The sequence below is a fragment of the Streptomyces sp. NPDC039465 genome (assembly GCF_055639315.1).
Map to the genome: position 1 here is coordinate 11,040 of NZ_JBVKAP010000011.1, position 21,451 is coordinate 32,490.

General features: G+C 72.2%; 14 protein-coding genes and 1 riboswitch. Of the genes, 8 read left to right on the plus strand and 6 right to left on the minus strand.

Annotation, left to right across the window (positions count from 1 at the left end; translation table 11 throughout):
• Positions 1–4 precede the first annotated feature (4 nt).
• From ACZ7LT_RS29125 to ACZ7LT_RS29145, 5 genes are read left to right on the plus strand one after another with little or no spacing between them, the layout of a single operon-like run.
• The gene (locus ACZ7LT_RS29125; protein WP_471239095.1) at positions 5–2,353 is read left to right on the plus strand and encodes a hypothetical protein; all 2,349 of its coding nucleotides are present in this window, start codon (positions 5–7) and stop codon (positions 2,351–2,353) included.
• Entirely contained in the window at positions 2,350–5,796 is a 3,447-nt protein-coding gene (locus ACZ7LT_RS29130; RefSeq protein ID WP_471239096.1) for a DUF6603 domain-containing protein, read from the plus strand. The genes ACZ7LT_RS29125 and ACZ7LT_RS29130 overlap by 4 nt, the downstream gene beginning before the upstream one ends.
• Entirely contained in the window at positions 5,793–8,891 is a 3,099-nt protein-coding gene (locus ACZ7LT_RS29135; protein ID WP_471239097.1) for a hypothetical protein, read from the plus strand. Before ACZ7LT_RS29130 ends, ACZ7LT_RS29135 begins: the two co-directional genes overlap by 4 nt.
• The gene (locus ACZ7LT_RS29140) at positions 8,888–13,444 is read left to right on the plus strand and encodes a hypothetical protein (RefSeq protein ID WP_471239098.1); all 4,557 of its coding nucleotides are present in this window, start codon (positions 8,888–8,890) and stop codon (positions 13,442–13,444) included. The genes ACZ7LT_RS29135 and ACZ7LT_RS29140 overlap by 4 nt, the downstream gene beginning before the upstream one ends.
• The gene (locus ACZ7LT_RS29145) at positions 13,444–15,156 is read left to right on the plus strand and encodes a hypothetical protein (RefSeq protein WP_471239099.1); all 1,713 of its coding nucleotides are present in this window, start codon (positions 13,444–13,446) and stop codon (positions 15,154–15,156) included. The genes ACZ7LT_RS29140 and ACZ7LT_RS29145 overlap by 1 nt, the downstream gene beginning before the upstream one ends.
• Positions 15,157–15,193: 37 nt before the next feature.
• Here the strand turns inward: ACZ7LT_RS29145 and ACZ7LT_RS29150 are convergent, their stop codons facing one another.
• Entirely contained in the window at positions 15,194–15,583 is a 390-nt protein-coding gene (locus ACZ7LT_RS29150) for a VOC family protein (protein ID WP_471239100.1), read from the minus strand.
• Positions 15,584–15,781: 198 nt separating this feature from the next.
• On the opposite strand from ACZ7LT_RS29150, the gene ACZ7LT_RS29155 reads away from it, so the two are divergent.
• Together ACZ7LT_RS29155 and ACZ7LT_RS29160 are read left to right on the plus strand one after the other, a co-directional pair.
• Positions 15,782–16,504, plus strand: a complete 723-nt coding sequence (locus ACZ7LT_RS29155) for a hypothetical protein (protein ID WP_471239101.1) — start codon at positions 15,782–15,784, stop codon at positions 16,502–16,504.
• Positions 16,491–17,165, plus strand: coding sequence for a Fic family protein (locus ACZ7LT_RS29160; RefSeq protein WP_471239102.1), 675 nt, complete (start codon positions 16,491–16,493; stop codon positions 17,163–17,165). Before ACZ7LT_RS29155 ends, ACZ7LT_RS29160 begins: the two co-directional genes overlap by 14 nt.
• A gap of 10 nt (positions 17,166–17,175) precedes the next feature.
• Here the strand turns inward: ACZ7LT_RS29160 and ACZ7LT_RS29165 are convergent, their stop codons facing one another.
• The 4 genes from ACZ7LT_RS29165 to ACZ7LT_RS29180 all read right to left on the minus strand — a co-directional run bounded on the left by ACZ7LT_RS29165 (position 17,176) and on the right by ACZ7LT_RS29180 (position 19,695).
• A complete protein-coding gene (locus tag ACZ7LT_RS29165; protein WP_471239103.1) occupies positions 17,176–17,679 on the minus strand; it encodes a hypothetical protein in 504 nt (167 codons plus the stop codon).
• A 293-nt stretch (positions 17,680–17,972) separates the two neighbouring features.
• On the minus strand, positions 17,973–18,227 hold the full coding sequence (locus tag ACZ7LT_RS29170; protein WP_471239104.1) for a NucA/NucB deoxyribonuclease domain-containing protein: 255 nt from the start codon (positions 18,225–18,227) through the stop codon (positions 17,973–17,975).
• A gap of 87 nt (positions 18,228–18,314) precedes the next feature.
• Positions 18,315–18,884: a hypothetical protein gene (locus ACZ7LT_RS29175; RefSeq protein WP_471239105.1), complete on the minus strand. Its 570-nt coding sequence runs from the start codon at positions 18,882–18,884 to the stop codon at positions 18,315–18,317.
• Positions 18,885–19,128: 244 nt separating this feature from the next.
• Positions 19,129–19,695, minus strand: a complete 567-nt coding sequence (locus ACZ7LT_RS29180) for a TetR/AcrR family transcriptional regulator (RefSeq protein ID WP_471239106.1) — start codon at positions 19,693–19,695, stop codon at positions 19,129–19,131.
• A 111-nt stretch (positions 19,696–19,806) separates the two neighbouring features.
• Between ACZ7LT_RS29180 and ACZ7LT_RS29185 the strand changes: the two genes are divergently transcribed.
• Positions 19,807–20,259 carry a DUF6463 family protein gene (locus tag ACZ7LT_RS29185; protein WP_471239107.1) on the plus strand — a complete coding sequence of 151 codons (453 nt, stop codon included), beginning with the start codon at positions 19,807–19,809 and terminating at the stop codon, positions 20,257–20,259.
• A 74-nt stretch (positions 20,260–20,333) separates the two neighbouring features.
• Here ACZ7LT_RS29185 and ACZ7LT_RS29190 read toward each other — a convergent pair whose 3' ends face one another.
• A complete protein-coding gene (locus ACZ7LT_RS29190; RefSeq protein WP_471239108.1) occupies positions 20,334–21,131 on the minus strand; it encodes a transglycosylase SLT domain-containing protein in 798 nt (265 codons plus the stop codon).
• A gap of 4 nt (positions 21,132–21,135) precedes the next feature.
• A riboswitch (cyclic di-AMP (ydaO/yuaA leader) is annotated at positions 21,136–21,290 on the minus strand.
• Between the last annotated feature and the right edge of the window lie 161 nt (positions 21,291–21,451).

A 21,451-nucleotide genomic window follows, 5' to 3' on the forward strand; every position in this document is an offset into this window, starting at 1 on the left:
GGCCATGACGGTCGTCGACCCTTTCTGGCCGGGCACCTCCGCCCAGGACATCCATCTGATCCCGGGTGTCACGGGCCCGAGACTCGACCATCTGCTCTGGATCGAGGACACGGCCGGGAACCGGCGGGCGGACAACCCGCACCCGGGCGTGACGGTCACCTTCACCCCGAATTTCACCCCCGGCCCCGAGACCGCAGGCGTGTCCGTGAGCGCCCAGGGGGAGGTGACGGTCACCGGACCGCTGCCTGGGCCGGACATGCTCCTCGACTTCCTCGTGCAGGCCACGGTGACCGAGGGCGCAACGACGAAAAGCCGATTCAAGCGTTTCCACATCCACACCTCGATCAGCCGGATGTGGCTCACGCCCACCTCACTCACCGTCCACCAGAACGTACGCAGGTGTCGGTTCACTCTGCTCGCCGAGTTCGACGACGGGAGGTACGGGGACCTGACGGCGTGGTGCCCTGAAGAGGCGCCCGCTGGAGGGGAGCTGACTTTCGTGCGGCAGGCCGGGACCGTCACGCCGGCGATCGCGTGGAGCGCAACACCCGCTGGGGGCCCGGTCAGCGTCGCCTCGGACACGGGCCTGCTGACCGGAGTGGCCAACAGCGGCAGCTCGTCGATCACCGCGTCGATCACCACATCGCCCGCCACGCCGGTGCCGGCCTCGCATCCCGGAACGGCCACGGCCACGGCGCCCTGGAACACGCCCATGACCGTGACGCTGATCGGCGACCCCGGTGTCGCCGCCATGCCCATGGCGGACTCCGCCAACATCCTGATCCTGCCGGACGGATTCCGGGCCGCGGACAAATCCGGCTTCGAACGGCTCGCACGGGAACTCGTGAACCGTCTGCGCAAGCGGCGCCGTACGCGACCGTTCGACCTGCTGAAGGAGAAGTTCAACTACTTCATGGTGTGGGTCGAGTCGCCCGAAGCCGGAGTCAGCGTGCTTGAGCTGACTCAGCGTTCGCACGTGTCGGGCGCGCGCGCAGATGCGGAAGAGCGCGACACAGCTGTGGTTCCGGGCAGCGAGCCCGCCGAATGGCATACCGGCCCTCCCCCCGCACCGGCCGCCAACGACCGGTTCCTGCTCAACGAACCCGACACGGCGTTCTCCCTCATCCTGGGCGAGCGCCCAGCGGCGGAGCGGTTCGACGCGATCCGCTCGTCCGGTTTCCACCCGTCGCGCTTCGACGAGCAGGACTTCGACGACTTCCTCGGCGCTCTGCGCGATCCTGGCGGGACCACGGTCGGCGGTGTCTGGGTCAGGGGTGGTACGGACGAGGACCGGATCGTCATGGTCGCCCACTCGCGGCGGAACGGCGGCAGCATGGTATTCCGCGACCCTTCTGGGCGGGTCGTCGCGATGACGACGGATGACGAGGACGAACACCGCATCGAGGACGCCCCCGGAGGGCGCGGCAAGAACCTCCTCCCCGACAGCATTCCGCCCATCCACATCGACTTCTGGACCATGGCGGCGCATGAGCTCGGGCACTCGATGAGCCTTGACGACGAGTACGGCGGCCGTGGACTCCTGCCCTCGACGAGGGAGGCGGCCCTCGCCTCCGTGGCGAACGTACAACCACGGACAGCGCTGCTGACCGGCGGCAACCTTGATGCGGACAAGGTCAAATGGCGCTGGCCGCGACTGCGGGCGGCTGGCGTCCTCGCTGCGGAGCCGCTTGATCTGGGCAGCCCTCTCGTCCGTGTGCTTCTGGAGGCTGGTCACGCCACACGGTTCCAGGCGGGCGACGTCGTCCGCTTCCGGAGACGTCCGCTGGTGGGCTCTCCCCCACCGAGCGACCGGTTCATCGTCACCTCGGTCGCCGATCCTGAGATCGAGCTGGAGGCGCTGACGGCGGCCGTCCTCACTCCCGCCGACTACCCTGCCGGTTCGGTGCTGATCTGTCCCGTACGCGGCAATGACCCGGATTCCGCCAGCCGGGTCTTCGCCGACGACCTCGAACTGATGCACGCGACGGTCCGTACCCAGATCAACGCCACCAGCAACCCGCTCAGCCCGCCCCTGGGGGCTGCCGCCAACCGGCCGTGCCCGGGCGAACTGGACGTCCCGACGCCGGCCGTCAACTTTCCCGGCCCTGCGCCAAAGCCGCCTGAGTACTCCTCCTGGATCGTCGGGCTGTACGAGAACGGCGACGAGCACGACTGCGGCGTGTACCGGCCGACCGGTATCTGCCTGATGCACACCCAGCACTTCCGCCCAAAGGGCCGACGGGCTCAGGCCTACCAGTTCTGTCCTGTCTGCCGCTACGCCATGGTCGATCTCATCGACCCGACCCAGCACGGCGCCATCGACGCCGACTACCACCACCGGTACCCAAAATGAGCGACACCGACCGATCCACCCTCAACGCCGTTGCGCGGCATCTGGCGGCGGCCGTGGAGCCGCTCGACCGGGGATTCCGTGATGCCGAGTCCTTCCGGCGGCTGATGTGGCAGCTGGGCTGGGACGTGCAGGGACTGCCGCCGAGCTATGTGGCCGTCGCCGACGCCGCCGTGCAGGCCGCCGCGGCGGCCGGGGACCTCGCCGACGATGCCGGAGCGGAGGAGGTCGTCGCGCTGATCGAGGCGGTCGGAGACGTGTACACGGCGGTGGACGGACTGGGTGAGGTGCCGCCTGGGGTCGATCCGGCGGCCATGTCCGAGCTGGCCCGGAATCTCTTCGAGTATCTGTTGGCGGAGTATCTGCTCTCCGAACTGCCCAATACCTTCTCGATCCTCGAACTGCTGGGCGTGGTGCGCTTCGAGCCGGTGGACCCCTCCGGGTCCCGTCCCGGCTTCGTCCGTACCCGTTTCGAGTGGGAGCGGCTGCCGGAGGTGGTGGGCGATCCGATGTCGGTCCCGGCGGTCGTCCTGGGCTGGGGAACGGCGGAGTTCGACTTCCGCAAGGCCGCCGAACTGCTGGGTGAGCTGACGCTCGCACTGCGGCTGCCGTCCTCGGTCGGCGCGGTCTCGTCGGCGTATGCGACGGCGATCCAGGACCTGGCGACCGGGACACCCGCGCGGCCGCTCAAGCACGGCCTGACGGTGCCCTTCTTCGACCTGCCGGTCGCCGGGGAGTACTCCGACGTCGGCCTGGAGGTCACCGAGCTGCCGGCGGAGGGTGCGGCGCTGCCGGGCATCGTGATCGGGCCGATGGTGCCGGACGGCATCGCGCAGGACGTCGCCCTCGGCGACCGCTGGACGTTCAGGCTGCGGGCGGGCACCGATCTGGCCGAGCAGCTCGGGATCGTGCTACGGCCCGGTGAGACCTCGGTCCGCTACCCGTTCGCGCCGGGGCACGCGCTACCGTCCGCGGGGCTGGGTTTCTCGCTGGTCTACGCGCCCGAGGGCCCGTCGGTGGTCTTCGGCGAGCCCGACGGCAACCGCATCGAGCTGGCCGGTGCCACGCTGTCGATCGGGGTCGACGTGCGCGGCGGCACTGTGGAGGTCGTGCTCGGCGCGGAGCCGCGCGGGGCGGCCCTGGTGCTGTCGGCCGGTTCGCTCGACGGTTTCCTCGGCTCAATGCTGGGCGGCAAGGACACCCGGGTCGAGATGCCGATGGGGCTGAGGTGGTCGAATCGTACGGGGCTCGACTTCCAGGCGGGGGCGGGCCTGGAGGTGTCGCTCTATCCTCACGCCGGTGTCCGTGCGTTGCGTTTCGACCGGGTCGATCTGGCCGTGCGGGGTACGGCCGGGGCCGGGGTCACCCCGGAGATCGACGTCCGTGCGTCGGCGGCGCTGTCCGGTGCGCTCGGTCCTGTGTCGTACGCGGCCGACCGGGTCGGCGTGCATCTGCCCGTCCGTTTCGAGCCGGGCAACGCGGGACCGTTCGACGTGGGCTTCGGTGTGCTGACGCCGTCCGGTCTCGGTCTGGTGGTCGACGCGGCCGGTGTGGTGACGGGTGGCGGCTTCATCCGGCTCGACCCGGAGGCGGGTCGGTACACGGGCGTCCTCGAACTGGACGTCTTCGACGTCGGCGTCACCGCCATCGGGGTCCTCGACACCAAGGACGCGCAGGGCGATCCGCTGCCGGCGCCGGGATTCTCCCTTCTGATCGCGGTCTCGGCCGAGTTCGCGCCGATCCAGCTGGGGTACGGGTTCACCCTCACCGGTGTCGGCGGGCTCGCGGCGGTCAACCGGCGCCTGGACACGGACGCGTTCCTGTCCGGGGTGCGTACGGGCGCGGTCGACGCGATCCTCTTCCCACAGGACCCTGTGGCCCAGGCGCACACCCTGGTCTCCCATCTCACCACGCTCTTCCCGGTGGCGATGGGCCGCTCGGTGTTCGGGCCGATGGCGATCCTCGGCTGGGGCACGCCGGCGCTGGTCCGTGCCGAGATCGGGGTGCTGCTCGACGTGCCCGACCCGGTGACGCTCGCCCTGGTCGGCCAGGCTTCCGTGGTGCTTCCGGAGGACGCGCCGGTCGTCTCGCTCAACGTCGACGTGGTCGCGGTGCTGGACTCCGCCAAACGGCTGCTGGCCGTGGACGCCTCGCTGCGCGACTCGTACGTGGCGGCCTTCCCGGTCTCCGGCGACATGGCCCTGCGGTTCTCCTGGGCCGACCCGCCGAATGTGGCGCTGGCGGTCGGCGGCATGAACCCGCAGGTCACTCCGCCGCCCGGCTTCCCCGACCTGCGCCGTGTCAGCATCGCGCTGGGTACGGGCGACAACCCGCGGGTGAGTCTGGAGGCGTATCTCGCCATCACATCCAACTCGCGCCAGTTCGGCGCCCGCGCCGAACTCTTCGCGGAGGCAGGCGGCTTCGCCGTCAAGGGCTGGCTGGGCTTCGACGCCCTCCTGGTCGTCGTCCCGCTGTCGTTCCGTGTCGACTTCGACGCCGGGATGGGCCTGTTCCGGGGCTCGGACCGGATCGCGGGAATCTCGGTCGACGGACATCTGACCGGTCCGGCACCGTTCCACGCCTGGGGCAAGGGCTGTCTGTCGCTGCTCTTCTTCGACATCTGTGTACCGTTCGACGCCGAGTTCGGCGAACGGCGCGAGAACACCCTGCCGCCGAGCGACCCCTGGCCCCTGCTGGAGGCGGCGATCCGCCGGGCCGACAACTGGTCGCCAGGTCTGGAGCCGGACCTCGCCGCGGCCGTCGCGCTGCGACCCCCGCCGGACGCCCCGAACACCCCGCTGCTGCACCCGATGGGCGCGGCGACGCTCCGCCAGACCGTGATTCCGTTCAATCGCCCGCTGGAGCGTTTCGGGCAGTACGAGATCCAGGGCCCCGACCGCTTCGATCTGCGCGAGGTGTCCGTCGGCGACTCCCCCGCCGCGCACTGGGACCTGGTGCGCGACCACTTCGCGCCCGGAGACTTCGAGGACCTGTCGGAGACGGAGCAGCTGTCGCGGCCGTCGTTCGAGGAGATGGACGCCGGTGTGACCGTGGGCGGGGACTTCGTGGACGGCCCGCTCACCGCGCTCAAGTCGGCCCGGCTGGAGTACGAGACCCGGATCGTCGACGCCCCGTCGGACGACCAGCCCGCGGCCCGGGCGCCGCTGGATCGTCCGCTGCAGCTCGCCACCGTTTCCCGCGGCAGCCGTGCGCGGTCGGTGTGGGAGGACTCCGGCGCCGGGAAGTTCACCGCCGCCGTCCCGGCCGAGCGGGCAGTCGTCCTGGCCGCGGAGGAGTACGGCGTCGCCTCGCTCGACTCCCTGACCGCGCGCCCGGACCTCGGCATCGCACTCACCAAGGGCGCGGCGTACGGGGCCCGCAAGCGTGCGGACGGCCGGGCGGGCCTCCAGGTGGTACCGGTGCACGAGCTGGCGGGTGCGCCGTGAGCACCCCGGCGTCGTACGCCTTCCTGCCGTGGCTGCGGCGGGGCGTGGCCCGTGAGATCGACCGGCCCGACGGTTCGCTGACGGGAGAGGCCCGGGCCGCGCTGCCGGTGACGCTCGGGATCGACGCGGCCGGCGAAAGTCGCCCGGTGACCGCCGGGTTCGAGCTGTACGGGCCGGGTGAGGTGGTCGCCGTCGATCCGCGCGTGGTGATCCGTATCGTCCCCCGCGCCGACGAGACCGACGCCGAACCCACGTTCTTCCCCGCGGTCGAGTTCGCGCAGCCCGACTTCCCCTGGCGGTTCACCCCCGCCCGGGCAGAGGCGGCACGCGGCCGGCTGCGGCCGTGGCTGGTGCTCGCCGTGCTGCCGGAGAACGCGGTCCTGGAGGAGAGCTCCGCCCTCGGCGACGGCACGCTCGCCGCGATCACCGTCGACGACGCGGGGAGCCTGCCGTTGCTGGCGCAGAGCTGGGCGTGGGCGCACGTGCAGATCGACGGATTCGACGCGGCGTCGGAGACGCTCGACGACGTGGTCCGCCGCCAGCCCCGGCGGGTCCGGTCACGGCTCCTCGCGGCCCGGCGGCTGGCGCCGGGCACCCGGTACCGCGCGTTCCTGGTCCCCGCGTTCGAGCGGGGCAGGCTGGCAGGGCTGCGGGCACCGCTGGACGGGGCGGTCGACGGCCTGGCGCCCGCCTGGGAGCCCGGCGCGACACGGGTGCGACTGCCGGTGTATTACTCGTGGCGCTTCCAGACCGGGGTCCTCGGGGACTTCGAGACGCTGGCGCGCCGGCTGCGGGCACGTCCCGTGGACGCCCGTACGGGGATGCGGGACCTGTTCGTCGGTGCGCCGGACCCGGCGCTGCCGTCGGCCGCCTCCGGGCCGCTCTCCATGGAAGGCGCCCTGATCGCCCCGGATGCGACGAGCCGCCCGTGGGCCGACGAGGAGCGCGCACCGTTCGTGACCGCTCTCGCCGGGCTCCTCAACCGGCCCGCCGACCTCCTGCAGGCCCCCGGTGCCCCGCTGACCGTCGCGCCGCCTCTGTGGGTGCGCTGGCAGGCGGCGACCGACCGGCTGGCGACGGCAGGCGGCCCGCCCCGCTGGTTCCACGAACTGAACGCCGATCCCTGCCTGCGCGCGGCGGCCGGGCTCGGCGCCGAAGTGGTGCGCACCCACGACCAGCAGCTGACTGCCGAGGCATGGAACCAGGTCGAGGGGATTCTCGCCGCCAACGCCGAACTACGCCGGGCGCAGGTGTCGCGTGCGGCATCCGAACGGATCCTGGAACGGCACCTGCTGTCGCTTCCCGTGGAGGACTTCCTCGCGGTCACGGCGCCTCTGCATCCGCGTTTCGTCGCCCCCGGCGCGGGGGGCCCGGCCGGCGCGGCGATCACCGTCCACGAGCGGCTGAGGCGCAGCCCCGTGCCCGAGGGAACCCTCGCCGGTGGTTTGCGGCGGGTGCTGCGCCCGGGTGGTCCGGTAGGCCGCAGGCTGCAACGGCTGCGGGTGGACGGCACGGCGCCGGTGCTGGCCCGGCTCAACACGGCCGAGGTGCGGGCCCGGCCGCCGGTGGCGACGCCCGCCGTGCTGGTGACCCGACTCCGGGTCGTGAAGGCCCTGGAGCGCGAGGGCGTGCTGCCCCCCGCCGGGCGGCGCGCGAGGCAGGGACTTCCCCTCGCACTGGGTCTTGCCGCCGCCGGCGCGGCACGGGGCCGGACCGGGAGAGCGGTCTCGCTGGCTGTGGCGGGGGCGGTGTTCGCTCGGGCGCGGGCACGGCGGAAGGGGGCCCTGGCCCAACGACGGCTCCTCGACCCGGACGCCGGGCCCGAGGACGTCCTGTCGCTGCGGCCGGCCCGTGGCTTCGTCCCCGCGGTCAGCCGGCCGGGGGCGTGGGACGTGGGACCGGTGCCTGTGGACCACGTACCGCCCGCGGAGGCCCTGGCGGCGGCGGTACGCCTCAGGGAGGCGTTCGCCGACGCGGTGAGCGACCTGAACGCCCCTCCGGCGCCCGGGCCCCGGCTGGCGGTCGCCGACCTGGACGCTCTCGCCGACTCGATGTCGGAGCGCATGCAGCCGCGGCTGACCGTCGCCGCCGGTCTGCGCCACCGGCTGACCCTCGCACCCTGGGTGCGCTGGGACTTCGACGACCCGCTGGAGGCTGTCATGGCGGCGCCGTCGATCGAGACGCCGATGTACGAGCCGCTGCGCGACCTGGGCCAGGAATGGCTGCTGCCGGGGGTGGGCCGGATCGCGCCCGACACGGCGACGCTCCTGAAGACCAACCAGCGGTTCATCGAGGCGTACATGGCCGGCCTGAGCCACGAGATGGGGCGCGAACTGCTCTACCACGAGTACCCGACCGACCAGCGCGGCACGTACTTCCGCCAGTTCTGGGACGTGCGCGGAGTCGTGGGGCCGGGCGGCGGACCGGCGGACCCGGCGACGCTGCGCGACATCGACGAGATCCACCGCTGGGGTCCGGCCACCGACCTCGGCGCGCACACCGGCCGCAGCCCGGCGCCGAGCCAGGGCCATGTGGTGTTGCTGATCAAAGGTGAGGTGCTGCGCCGCTATCCCGGCACCCTCGTCTACGCGGTCCGTACCGTCCTGGACGGAGGGCGGCGCGCGCTGGGTGACGAGCGGAAGTTTCCCGTGTTCGAAGGGCGGCTCGATCCCGACATCTCCTTCTACGGCTTCGATCTGCTGTCCGAGGACGTGCGGGGCGACGAGGACCCTCAGCAGGACCAGGGCTGGTACTTCATGCTCCAGGAACAGCCGACCGAGCCGGTGTTCGGTCTCGACCGGGACGACGGGCACTACGCGGCGCCTCCCACGAGCTGGAACGACCTCAACTGGGCGCAGCTCGTGGCCGACGCGGGGGCCATGGAGACGCTCGGGCACATCGATCTGGATGCGGAGCTGCCCGACACGACCCAGGTGATCCCGGCACCTAGCGACCCGCCGTTGGCCTGGCATGCCGAGCACGGGCTCGGGCCGAAGGGCGCCAACGGTTCGGATCTCGCCTTCGTGACGCTGCAACGGCCCTTCCGGGTCGCCATCCACGGCTCGGACCTGCTCCCGGAGGAGACCCCGTCATGAGCGAGAGGCTGGAGCGGCTGCGCGCGGCGCGGGCCAAGGCCCAGAACGATCGCGGCAGCGCGGCGGGGCGGCTCGCCGCCGCACGCACGGCGCTGGCCGCCGCGAGCGAGAAGGACCGGGAGCGGCTCGCCGAGGAGCACGCGCGGGCGGTGGCGGCGCTGCAGAAGGCGAGGGCGGCCGAGAGAAGGGCGCTCGACGGTCTGCGCGTCGAGCTGGAGCGGCTCGTGACGGATCCTGTGGAGCGGATCGGCGGCCTCGACGCCCGGTTCCCCATGGCGCTTTTGCCGGTACGGCTGGAGACCCGCTTCCGGCGGGACGCCGGCGGCAGGGGCGGCCGGCTGCTCGTGCGGATCTACCCGGACGGCCTGCTCGCGCACGGCTTCGAACCACTGCTCACCGAAGCCGAGGCCGTGGCGGGCGAGGCGTACTGGAGGCGGGTGCACGACGGCATGGCCGAGGAGGCGTCGTGGACGCTGCTGGTCGGTGAGGCGACGCCGGAGCGTGCGGCGTGGATCGTGGAGCGCACCGAGCCGACGACGAGCGGCGGCGAGATCGTCTTCCCGTCCCGGGAGTCCCGGCCGCCGGGCTGGCACCGGCCGCCGGAGGCGCCGCTGCTGCCCGACCGCTGGATCGTCACCTGCTTCAGGGGCGGTGCGGTGCTGCACCGGGCGATCGGGAAGCCGGTGCGCGAGGGCCTGGCGCTGACGCTGCGGATGAGCGCCGACGGCGAGGAGGAGGGGCTCGACGACGCTGTCGCGCTCACCCCCGACGGGCTCTCCGTCGAGCCGGGCCTGCGCTGGGCGTACGCCTTCGACGAGGCGGTCGAGGCGGGTATGGCGGTCACGGTCCCGCTCACCGCCGCCGACCTGGTCGCCGGTTTCGACACCGTCCTGGCCACGGGTGTCCGCACGACGGAGGATCCCCTGGGGCAGGCAGGAAAGCTGGCGGGGCTCTTCGACGGGCTGCGGTTCAGCCGCGGCCTGGCGTTCGTGCCGCAAGGCGCCCGGACGAACAACTCGGCCGACGCGCCGTCGGACCATCCGCCGGCCGACCCGGCGGGCGCCGCGAGCTTCGCCGTGGCGCGGGGCGCTCCGCCGGCCGCGCCCGGCACGGACGGGCACCGCTTCATGATCGCGCTGGGCGTCGAGCCGACGACCGCCGACCATGTGCCGGGCGCGGGGCGGGACGAGCAGACTCCCGCGCGGGCGATGTGCGCGGCGTTGTGGCCCACGACCGTAGGCCACTTCCTGGAGCAGATGCTCAGTCCCGACATCGGTGAGGCCACCGCGCGGGCGCTCCGCGACCATGCCGACGCCCACGTCCGGCCGCGCGGGCCGCTGCCCGCGTTTCGCGCCGGAGCGGTGCCGTACGGGCTGCTGCCCGTCAGTTCCCTGGCGCGCTGGGCAGCGGAGCCGAACGCGGCGCGGCCCCTGGGCGAGACGCTGCCGCTGTGGCTGCGCCGACTGCTGCGCGGCTGGCGTACGGCCTCCGGCACTGCCCCGCGTCTGGGGAGGTCCTCGGACCCTGACGCCGATCTGATCGAGGTGTTCGGTCAGGACGCGAGTGCGCAGGGGGCGCAGATCCGTAAGGTCCTGGGACCCGATCTGCACACGAACCTGTTCGGGTTCCTGGGGGTGGACATCGGGCCGTGGCGCGGCCTGGAGCAGACGACGACACGGATCCTCCTCGACGACCTGGGCGACGTCCCCCGCAAGGCTCGGGCTCCGCGGCTGACGTTCGCCGATCTCGCCCATGACTTCGCCGGGCCACTGGTCCAGCGCCAGCCGCTGTCCGAATCGGAGCCGCTGGTCGTCAACTATCTGGCCTGGCTGCGCACCGCTTCTCCCGAGGCGCTGCGCGACCAGACGGCCGCTCCGGCCTTGGACGCGCCGCTGCCGCTGCTCTATCTGATGCTCCGCCACTCACTCCTGCGCGCCTACGACACCGCGGCGCTGGATCTGCTCGTGGGGCGTGGGCTCGCCGCGGCCGACGACCGCTTCGAGGCGGAGCTCATCGACGTGGTCCCCGGCCGGCGGAGCCCGGACCGCACCGCGTGGACCCGGTTCGACGAGCGGGTGGCCGGGTTGACCGGTGACAGAACGCTCGGGGCCTTCCTGGCCGACCCGCGCGCGGTGCTCGGGGCGAACTCGCCCGCGGTGCGTCGTGCGCTGGAGCCTCTGGCCCGCCTGCGCACGGATCTGCGGGTCCTGGAACAGCTGCCCAGCGCCGAGCTGGAACGGCTCTTCACCGAGACCCTGGACACCTGCTCGCACCGGATCGACCCCTGGGTCACCTCGCTGTACACCCAGCGCCTTGAGCGAATGCGGCGGGCTCAGCCGCAGGGCGTCCATGTCGGGTGCTACGGCTGGGTCGAGGACCTGCGGCCCGATCCGGTGCCGGAGTTCGTGCCGGTACGGGTCGGCGCGGAGGGCGAGCTCGCGCAGGCACGGACCGATTCCGGCGGCCATGTCCTCGCCCCGTCGATGGCGCACGCCGCCACCGCGGCGGTGCTGCGCGGTGCCCGGCTCGCGCGCGGCGGCGTGGAGGCGTACGCCGTCGATCTCTCGTCCCGGCGGGTACGGGACGCGCTGACGCTGATCGATGGGGTGCGCGCGGAGCAGCCGCTGGGCGCCGGGCTCGGCTACCGCTTCGAACGCGGGCTGCACGAGGGGCATCCTGGGGTGGAGCTCGACCAGTTCGTCGAGGGCCTGCGCGCCCGCTATCCGCTGGTCGCGAACAAGAGTGAGGACAGCGGGGAGCCCGCGGAGTCGGTAGCGGCGCGGAATGTGGTGGACGGGCTGCGGCTGCGGTCCGCCTGGCGTGCCGGGACCATTCCGTGGGGCAGCCCGGGGCTCACTCCGACCGCCGTTCAACGGGCCGCGATCGAGGCCGAGCTGCGGCGGCTCGACGACGCCGTCGACGCGGTCTCCGATCTGCTGCTCGCCGAGTCGGTGCATCAGACTCTTCGGGGCAGCCCGGGGGCGTCCGGGGCCACGCTCGACAGCCTGGCCAAGGGCCACCGGCCTCCCGAGCCGGAGGTGGCCGGGACACCCCGCGGCGGCGGCGTGCTGCACCAGCGGGTGGCTCTGGTGATGTCCGGAACGGACCTGCCGGCGGAGTGGGGCGCGCTGGGTGCGACGCCCCGGGCGGAGGCCGCCCCCGAGCTCAACGCGTGGCTCGGCCGGCTGCTCGGGTCGCCCGAAGGGCTGGGCTGCGTCGCCACTGCCGAGGGCGGGGCGCCGCGCACGGTCACGGCGGCGGACCTCGGGCTCGCGCCGGCCGATCTGCTGCTGCACGCCGCCCTGCTTCAGGCGGGCGCTTCGTCGGCCGAGCTCGACCGGCGGATCGCCTGGGAGGTGATCGGACCGACCGGGCCGGACACCGCCGTCACCGTCGACCACACGGACGCGGGGAGCGCCCAGCTCTCCTTCGCTGCCGTCCTCGAGCTGCTGTCGGAGGTGGCGCGGGCACTGGGCTATGCGCGGCCGCTCGCACCCGCCCATCTCGTCGCCCCCGAGCAGGAGTCGGCCCTGACCGCGGCCGACGAGATGACCGGGGAGCTCGACGGGCGCGCCGACACGGCCGAGGCCGCGCTCGATGCCGCCGTCCAGGCGCTCACCGACGCCCTCGACGCTGTGCGCGCCACACCGCAGGGCACCGCCCCGGAGCTGTCGGCGCTGCGCGCGGCGCTCGCCGGGGCCACGGCGCTCGGCGTCCCTGACGTCTTTCCGCCCACCCGTCACGACGCTGCGCCCGCGGCGGTGGAGGCGCTGCTGACGCTCGGCGACGCGGCAGCGGCCGAACTCGGCCGCCGGATCGCCGCCCGCGCCGGTGCCTCTGACGCGACCGAGCGGCTGCGCGCGGTGTTCGGACGGGCGCTGCCGGTCCTGCCCCGGTTCCGCCCGGCCACGCCCGAGACGCTCACCACCGCGCTGTCCACCGAGCCGGGCCTCGGCACCGACCCGGCCGGGGCGGTGGAGGGCTGGCTCGCGGGGGTGCTGCGGGTCCGTGCACCCCTCGACGCCTGGCGGCAGGTGCTCGTGTACGCCCGGGCGACGGGCACGGACACGGACCGCCCGCGTATCGTGCAGCTCCCCCCGCAGGACGGCGCGCCCTGGGCAGCGCTGGACCACCCGGACGGGTCCGAGCACCCCTCCGGTCTTGTCTCGCTGGCCCTCTTCGGCGAGGTTCCGGCGGCGGACGAACCCTGGAGCGGACTGCTGCTCGACGTCTGGCCCGAGATCCTGCCGAACCGTGAGGAGGAGACCGGTGTGGCCTTCCACTACGACGCGCCGGTCGCCCAGGCACCGCACTGCGTGCTGCTGGCCGTGCCGCCCACGCACGCCGGGCTGTGGACCTACGACGACCTGGAGGCGACGCTCCTCGAAACCCTGGAGCTGACCCGGGTACGAGCCGTCGACCTCTCCGACCTCGGCCGCTACGGCCAGCTCTTCCCCGCGGCATACCTCGCCGCCAATGTGAAGAACGCGACCGTCACGACCTCGTTCAGGCGCCTGCTGACCGGCCGGCCCACCATCGTGCGGGAGGACTGATGCCGAGCGTCACCTACTGGAACCGGGTGGAGCCCACCCCTCGCTCCGACAGCCTCGTACGGGGCCTCGAAGCCCCGGTGCGCGACCCGCTGTGGTTCCTGGCCCGTCAATGGCAGCTGGGTGAGTTCCGCGGGGAGGACGCGGCCTCGCCCGCGTACGTCACCTACGCCGCGAGCGCCGCCCGGTTCGAAGCCTGGCGCGCCGGGCCCGGGTCCTTCGCCGAGTTGGACGGCAGCGCGCCGCTTGAGGCACTGGCCCAGAGCGAGGAAGCCACGCCCGACTGGCGTACCGCGGTGGAGCTGGGCCACGCCCTGACCCGCGAACTGTCCGCAAGGGACGCCGGCGACGCGGTGATCGCCGCCGTGCGGGCCGCGTTCCCCGTCCCTGGTCCCACGGAAGCGGCCACCGCCGATCCGGCGGACGCGGCACTCGATCGGTTCCTGCGTGTGTGTGGCGGCCGGGCGGTCGACGGGATCGCGGCGCGGGCCGCCGCCGATGCCGCCGCGCCCGACCTTCCGCCGGAGGTGGTCCTTCCGGCGGGCGAGGACCCCGGACCGGTCACGGAGGCGTTCGGCGCGTTTCTGGCCTGGGCGGACCAGGCGTACGGGCCGCTCGGCCGGGGCGACTCCCCCGCCTGGAGGCCCGACCGGCTCGACTACGACGTCGAGGTACGGGCCGCCACGCCCGGCGGCGGACGGCACCGGCTGTCCGCCCACGCGGGCCCGAACGGGGAGTACGACTGGTACAGCTTCGACGTGTCCGCGACCGAGACGCCGGAGCCGGAGCCGGCCGTGACCACGACGCACCACAGCCTCTTCCCGACCCGTCTCGCCTTCCCCGGTCTGCCGAACGGCCGGTGGTGGCGGTTCGAGGACGCACGGTTCAACTGGGCCGGCCTCGACACCGACCGGCGCGAACTGGCCAAGGCGCTGGTCCTGGACGTGATGCTGGCGCAGGGTGACGACTGGTTCGTCCTTCCGATGGGCCGCCCGGTCGGTTCGCTGCTCAGGGTCGACCAGCTTCTTGTCCGGGACGTGTTCGACGAGTGGACGCTGGTGGGCAGGGCCGACGCCGCCGACGACCGCTGGACGATGTTCTCCACCAGCGACACCGCCGCCGGTGTCACCGACTACTGCGCCCTGCCGCCGTCGGCGCTGCGAGCCACCGTCGACGGGCCGGTGATCGAGGAGGTCCGGTTCCTCCGCGACGAACAGGCCAACATGGTGTGGGCGGTGGAGAGCACCACGGAGAACGGGATCGGAAGGCCGTGGGACGGACGTGAGCGCGCCCTGTCGATGACGGACGGGCCGCCCCCGGAGCCGCCGACGGCGGCTCCGCTGCGCTACCGCCTGCAGACCACGGTGCCGGTCAACTGGATTCCCTTCCTGCCGGTCAGGACCGACACCACCCTGCGCTCGGTCGCCCTCCAGCGCGCCGCGATGCAGCGCTTCACGGACGGCGCGCTGGAGAACGTCCCGCCGGTGGGGCGGGTGCTGACACCGGACGGCCTGACGGATCCGGCTGTGTACCGGGTCCGCGAGGAGGAGGTGGAGCGCTCCGGCACACGGATCCAGCGTGCGGTCCGGCGGACCCGCTGGCTCGACGGCCGGACCTGCGTCTGGGTGTCACGGCGTCGCCGGGTCGGCTTCGGCGAGGGGGTGAGCGGGTTGGCCTTCGACCGCGCCGAGGAGACCGGCGGAGAACCGGAGTGACGGCCAGGCTCTACAGCGAGGCGCGTCGTTCTGCCGGTCAGGGCCGGTAGCGCAGGGGGTGTTGCTCGGGGACCTCGACCACCGCGATGCGTACGCCATCCGGGTCGGCGATCCACATCTCGACGAGGCCCCACGGCTCCTCCTTCGGGGGCCTCAGGACCTCCACGCCGCGGGCAAGGAGCTCCTCGTGGGCGGCGCGTACGTCGGCCACCTGGAGCCACAGTCTGATGCCGGGCACCGCGGGGGTGGTGGTGGAGCGGCCGGAGATCTCGAGGAAGCCGCCGCCGAGGAAATACACCGTCCCCCGGTCGGGTCCGGTGCCGAACTCCCGGTACACGGCGAGGCCCAGGACGCCGCCGTAGAAGTCGCGGGAGCGCTGCGGATCGGTGGGCGTCAGCAGGATCCGGCTGGACAGCACATGCACCATGCGCCCGACCCTACGCTCCCGGCGCCGCCGTCTCTCGTCCGGCACCCGACCGCGCCCGATCCGGCAGCGCCCCCGTCGCGAAAATCACTCGCTAACCCGGGCTGCACGAACCGAGACTGATAGCCCATCGTCGCAGACAGAATTGCGAGGCCGGCACTGACGTACAACCAAGACACCCTGCCCTTCCCTGACAACCTGGTGCCCGCCCGCTCCTACGAGACCAGGCTGAGCTGGGAGAATCTCGACCCGGCCCGGCACCCCTTCGCATGGGACGAGGACGAAGAGGCCCAGCTCCGCGCGCTGGTCCGCGAATGGGTGCCACCCGTGCTCTCCGGCATGGACGGTTGGTGGGCGGGCGAGCGCTGGTGCGAACGCCAGGTGGACGCGATCATCCGGGGTCGATACGGCAGTTGGGCCCATGGATGGAACTGGTGCTACCGGCACGGCGGTCCCATAGGAAGCTGGGTCACCGGAGAATCCTCGGTGACGACCCCCGACGAGACCGCGGCCCGTGTCGTAGCCGCGTTGTTGGAGTGGCGGGAGTGGTTGGAGAGGATGGCTCAGCGATTTGCTGAACTGGCTCCGCCGCCAGACGCGTCTCCCGAGGACCGCAGCTGGCATCTGGAACGGGCATCCGTCCGGCTCGTGACACTCGCGCTGGACTCGGGCGCGGAGGGCGGCTGGCACAGGCAGGCCGCGTTGGTCCTGCGCTGGTTCCTCACCACCACCGGCATGGACCGGGCCGACGCCGAGCAGGCGGTGGAGCGCGCGATCGGTGGCCGGTTCGAGAGCTGGGTCGTCCCAGGGCAGGCAGTGATCGATTCGGTCGGTGAGGACCTCGCCGTCGCTCTCACCTGCCGTGTCCCTTATCAGGACCACCGCGAGCGCGCCGCCCTGGAGGAGTTCCATGACCGCCGCTGACAGGCCCGCTGCTGTTGGCAGCCCCGCCGTCACTGACCGCCTCGCCGCTGCCGACAGCCTCGTGACCTGGCTGCGCGTGCGCCGGGAGGCCGACTGGCACCACATACCTGCCCTGCCGCCTCGGACCGGGACGCCGCCGCTGCCCGCGCGCGACGGGTTCCGGGACTGGTGCGCGGGGCCGGTCCGCCGGCGCGACCCCGTCCGTGCCGAGCGCCTGCTCTCCGCCTACGACATGGCCCGCGCCGATGCCGTCCGCCGTGCCCCGCTGGACTTCGCCCTGCTGGCCGGCTGGCAGCGGGCGGTCCTCGGCGTGGCGACGGCGCCGTTCCGTACGGGGGACGCCTTCGCGAAGGGCGGCCGCGAGCGCTACGGCCTGACTCCGCGCACCGAAGCCGACTTCGCCGCCTGCCTGCGCGAGGCGACCGACCCGGGGGTGCCTCTCGCGTCCCGCGCGGCCCGTGTCTACCTCGACGTGGCGTTCTTCCACCCGTTCGCCGACGGCAATGCCCGTGCGGCCCTGTTGGCGCTGGTCCACGTACTGGCCCGCGAGGACGTCGTCCTTCCGGAGGTCGGCCGCCTCCAAACCACCCGCTATGCGGACGACCCGGCGGGCGCGGACGACCTGGCCGTTCTCATCGGCGTACTCAACCGCCGCCGTTGAAGACCACCGTTCAGGTCCGCCAGTAAAGCCCCTTGCTGCTGGTGCCTTTGAGCAGGGCGGGCTTGTCGCGCGGGGCGGTCCACACCTGGATCAGGTACTCCTCCACCGGGTCCTCGTCGTGACGGGGGTCGCCGTCGTCCCGGTGCTTGCCGTGGACGCGGACACGGTAGTCACCGGCGCCCGGCAGCCGCAGTAGGCTACGGCCGGTGTCCTGGGCCCTCGTGGTGGCGAAGTCCATCACGTCCCCCGTCCAGGCGACGGACACTTCGGCGACGTCCTGCCAGTCGTCGGTGTCCAGCGGGGCGGGTCCGTCCCAGAGTTCCGCGGTGACGGTGACAGTGCCGATCTCCTGTCCGCAGAGGATCCTCGCCGCGTCGCCGTCGGGTGCGACGTCGACCAGGCCGTTGGACTCCCATTCCGGTTCGAACTCCGCCACCGTGCTCTCGTCGACCAGGTCGACCGTGGACGCGTCCACGAAGACCTGATCGGTCGTGCGGTGGATCAGCTGGGTCATGGGGTGGGTCCTTCCTCGCGCGGAGCGGGAGCGGGGGTGGAACACCATCATGGCGTTCCACCCCCGCCGGGTGCGACTGGTCGAGTTCCGGCCGGCCGTAGGCCGCGTCAGTCGCTGCCGCAGCCGACCGGCCCGAGGGCCTTGGGCGGTCCTGGGCGGTGCCTGTGGGTTTGATGACCCGCACGTAGAAGTGGTCACCTTCCAGCACCCGCTGTCCGTTCAAGGAAGCCTTGCGCAGGCTGCCCTCGCGGCTGTTGTCACCCTCGTCCAGGAAGTGACAGCTGTAGTCCGGGTTAACGGCTGGCGCCTTGCAGGGTCTGGGCGAAGGGGTACTCATCGCAGGACAGGCCGCTGCCCGGAGGCGGACGGGGTACGTCACGGCCGCACGCGACCTCGCGGTTGTCGCCGATGATCGTGTCGTCGAACGTCCGCTGCAAGGTGTACCGGGTGCCGGGCTTGCCCCACGGCTGCTTGAGGTTCCGCTGCGCCCAGTCGACATGCCAAGCCACCGCGTCGACACGAGGGTTGGCGGTGGACAGCTCCCACACGGCCGGGACGTCGGGATAGACACAGCCGCCGGCCCGTACGGGCGTGATGCGGGGGGTGTTGTCGCACCGGGGGCGGAACGTCTCCCCCTATGACGGCGGAGCCCTCGTCGTGGCGAGGAGCGTCGAGCGTCGCGTACGGTCGGATGCTGTCGCGGACCCGGTCGCGGCCGGCGACGACACGGTGAACTCGTACGTCACCGTGCGGTTGGGGAAGAGGTACTGCTCGCCGGACTCGTCGACGTCGCAGTGGTTGCAGTCGAACCCGACGCGGCCCATCGTGGACCATCCGGCCCAACTGGTGGGGTTGGTCAGCCGCACCTCGACCTTCTGGTTCCAGGCGTAGCGGTTGCGGGGTTGCAGCGTGGCGGTGGCTTTGGCGTGCAGGGTGGCCGTGCCGGTCGGCACCTCGTTGATCGTGTAGATGACGGGGATGCGCCAGTTCGAGCATGACTCCGTGCGGCTGTTGACCGCCTCGCCCTGCGCGCAGTCCAGCGCTTGGGCGCCTACGTCGGCCGCATCCGACGCGTCGGCCGCGCCGGGCGCCTTTGCGGGTGTCACCTTCTCGGGCTTGCCGAGCTGGATGCCCAGTCGGTCGGCCTTGCTCGGCTCGGGGGTGGCGGCGCCTGCCGGGGCGGCGACCGCGAGGGGTAACAGCAAGGCAGACCCGATGGCGGCGACCGCCATACGGAGCCTGCCGGGGTACTCCTCATGATGCTGGGTTCCTTCCGTCGGGACGGAATTGACCCGGCCATGCTCAAACCCCCGGCGGGTACGGGTCAACAGACCGTTGAGCCGCACCAGCCATCCCACACCTCAACCGCCCGAGACGTGCGCAATTCCGGCACCATGGGAATCGCGGCTTCCGGAGCCCGGGCTGCCCGATGGTGCCCGGACCACGCGTTCACGCTTGCGGACGCAGGAGGTACTCCCCTGCAAGGTGGACGGCTTCCCGGTCGGTGTACCCGGGGTGGTCCACGGCCATGAAGTAACGGCCGATCCCGAGCGCGAACGCCAAGGTGCTGCGGGCCTCGATCTCGTCGGGGTCGGTGAGGAAGGCGCCGAACATCCTCCGCAGGAACTCCATGCGCTCGTTGTCGATGCGCCGCAGGCGCGCCGCCACGGCCTCGTCGTGGCGGGCCCATGCCCGGACCGCGAGATCGATCCGGTGGAAGTCTTCCGTGAACGTCCGTTGACCGGCGCGCCGGATCGCATCGGCGGCGTCTCCGCCTTCGGCGTCGATCTGGGCGAGCACTTCCTTGGTACAGCGGCGTTCCCATTCGTCGAGCATCTCCGCGAGCAACGCGGGACGGCCGTCGAAGTAGCCGTAGAACCCGCCCTTGGTGACGCCGAGTTCGGCGGCGAGCGCCTCGATGCGGACCGCGTCGGGGCCTCCTTGGGCGAGGGCTTCGAGGCCCGCCTCAATCCAGCGGGCTCGTGGGGTGCGGGGCAGAGCGGGAATCGGGGCCACCTCCATTCGACGCGGTTCATTTGTACGGTACCGTACACAGCGTTCTGTACGGCCCCGTACAAATGGCGTGGCGGTCACATGGGGCCACGCACGAAGAAGAGGAGAGCCCCGATGAACTCCAGGAAGCGACTGCTCCGTTGGGCGAGCGGGATCATGCTCGTGCTGGGAGTGGGACACCTGTCCTTGCTGGCGCTCACCGCCTGGGACGAGGTCGCCGGCTGGGCCGATCGGGGGGTCTGGGCAGCTGTCCCCCTCAACCTCTCGGAGGGGGCGCCGGAGACTGTGGACTCCCTCAGGAATGTCGCCACCTTCTGGGGTGGTCCGGGGAGCTTCGCCGTGCCCTTGGTGCTGCTGGGGTGCCTGATATGGCACTTCGCCGGCCGCGGGGTGAGCGTGCCGGCCTGGACCGGGTGGGGCCTCGTGGTGTGGTGCGTGGTGGGCGGCGTGCTGCTCGTGCCGTCCCCGTTCTTCGTGGGGGCCGTCTCCGGAGCGCTCATCGTCCTGGCCGCACGGAAGGAAGACCGGTCGGCAGCCGCCCGAGATCGGGCGTTGAACGTGTCGTAAGGCGGGAATGCCGCGGCCGGCACTGCCAACTCGTGGGCAGTGCCGGCCACATGTCACCCGATGGGCACGTCGGCTCAGTAGGGGCCGTTGACGTTGTCGATGGAGCCGTAGCGGGCGGCCGCGTAGTTGCAGGCGGCGGTGATGTTGGCGACCGGGTCGTACTGGCTGTTCTTGGTGCCGGGGACGTGGTAGGCGTCGAAGGTCGGCTTGATGACCTGGAGCAGACCGATCGAGGGGACACCGTTCTGGGCGTTGATGTCCCAGTTGTTGATCGCGTTCGGGTTACCGCTGGACTCCCGCATGATGTTGCGGTGAATGCCCTCGTAGCTGCCGGGGATGCCGTGCTGGGCCATGATGTCGAGGGACTCGCGGATCCAGCCGTCGAGGTTGTTGGCGTACGCCTTCTTCGCCGGCGCCGCCTTGGCGGCGGGGGCGGCCGCGGTCAGGGTGGTGGGGCGCGCCGAGCGGTCCGCGCGCTCCGTGGCGGCGGCCGAGCGCGTGGCGGCCTTCTTGGCGATGGTGAGCTTCATGCCCGGCCGGATGACCGCCGGGTCGTCGCCCACGACGGCTCGGTTGTCCTTGTAGAGCTGCTTCCAGCCGCCCTTCACCGAGTGCTTGTCCGCGATCTTGGAGAGCGAGTCACCCGCGACGACGGAATACGTCACCGTGCCGGACTTCGCCGCCGCCTTGACCGCAGTCGTGACCGCCGCCTTTTCAACTGCGACCGAATGTGCGGCCTGCGGCGTCGCGGCTCCGGCAGCGGTCGCGCCGATCACCGGCAGGACGAGGGCGGCGCCGCCGGTGCCGACGGCGGCGAGACGGCGAGCGAGCGGGTTTTCCTTGGGACGGCGGTGCTTTCCGTGTCCACGCATGGCGAGTTCCTCTCCTTCGCCTGCGAGGTGAGCTGTCGGGTTCGGGCAGGAGATGCCCGGCCGCGGCGCACGCGGCTTCACCCCGAGCCGCTCCGGAGACCGGACCGGCGGCAAACCTGGGTCCCCCGCTCCTGCCGGACGTGTGGGTGGGTTCGATGCCCGGACGGTGGCAGGATTCGGCGGTCCATCCGGATGGAGGTGACCGTAAGCGAAGGAAAGCGACAAGAACAAGGCCGCGATTCATCAATGCAAATGAATCCGCAGAAAGGAAAGAAAAGGATCATCCTTTCGCCCGCCGCCCCTTGGCCCAACTATTCTTC

What these genes read in the sequence shown, in the direction of transcription:
- ACZ7LT_RS29125 (WP_471239095.1), top strand. Translation starts at nt 5, where the DNA reads ATGACGGTCGTCGACCCTTTCTGGCCGGGCACCTCCGCCCAGGACATC.
- ACZ7LT_RS29130 (WP_471239096.1), top strand. Translation starts at nt 2,350, where the DNA reads ATGAGCGACACCGACCGATCCACCCTCAACGCCGTTGCGCGGCATCTG.
- ACZ7LT_RS29140 (WP_471239098.1), top strand. Translation starts at nt 8,888, where the DNA reads ATGAGCGAGAGGCTGGAGCGGCTGCGCGCGGCGCGGGCCAAGGCCCAG.
- ACZ7LT_RS29145 (WP_471239099.1), top strand. Translation starts at nt 13,444, where the DNA reads ATGCCGAGCGTCACCTACTGGAACCGGGTGGAGCCCACCCCTCGCTCC.
- ACZ7LT_RS29150 (WP_471239100.1), bottom strand. Translation starts at nt 15,583, where the DNA reads ATGGTGCATGTGCTGTCCAGCCGGATCCTGCTGACGCCCACCGATCCG.
- ACZ7LT_RS29160 (WP_471239102.1), top strand. Translation starts at nt 16,491, where the DNA reads ATGACCGCCGCTGACAGGCCCGCTGCTGTTGGCAGCCCCGCCGTCACT.
- ACZ7LT_RS29165 (WP_471239103.1), bottom strand. Translation starts at nt 17,679, where the DNA reads ATGACCCAGCTGATCCACCGCACGACCGATCAGGTCTTCGTGGACGCG.
- ACZ7LT_RS29185 (WP_471239107.1), top strand. Translation starts at nt 19,807, where the DNA reads ATGAACTCCAGGAAGCGACTGCTCCGTTGGGCGAGCGGGATCATGCTC.
- ACZ7LT_RS29190 (WP_471239108.1), bottom strand. Translation starts at nt 21,131, where the DNA reads ATGCGTGGACACGGAAAGCACCGCCGTCCCAAGGAAAACCCGCTCGCT.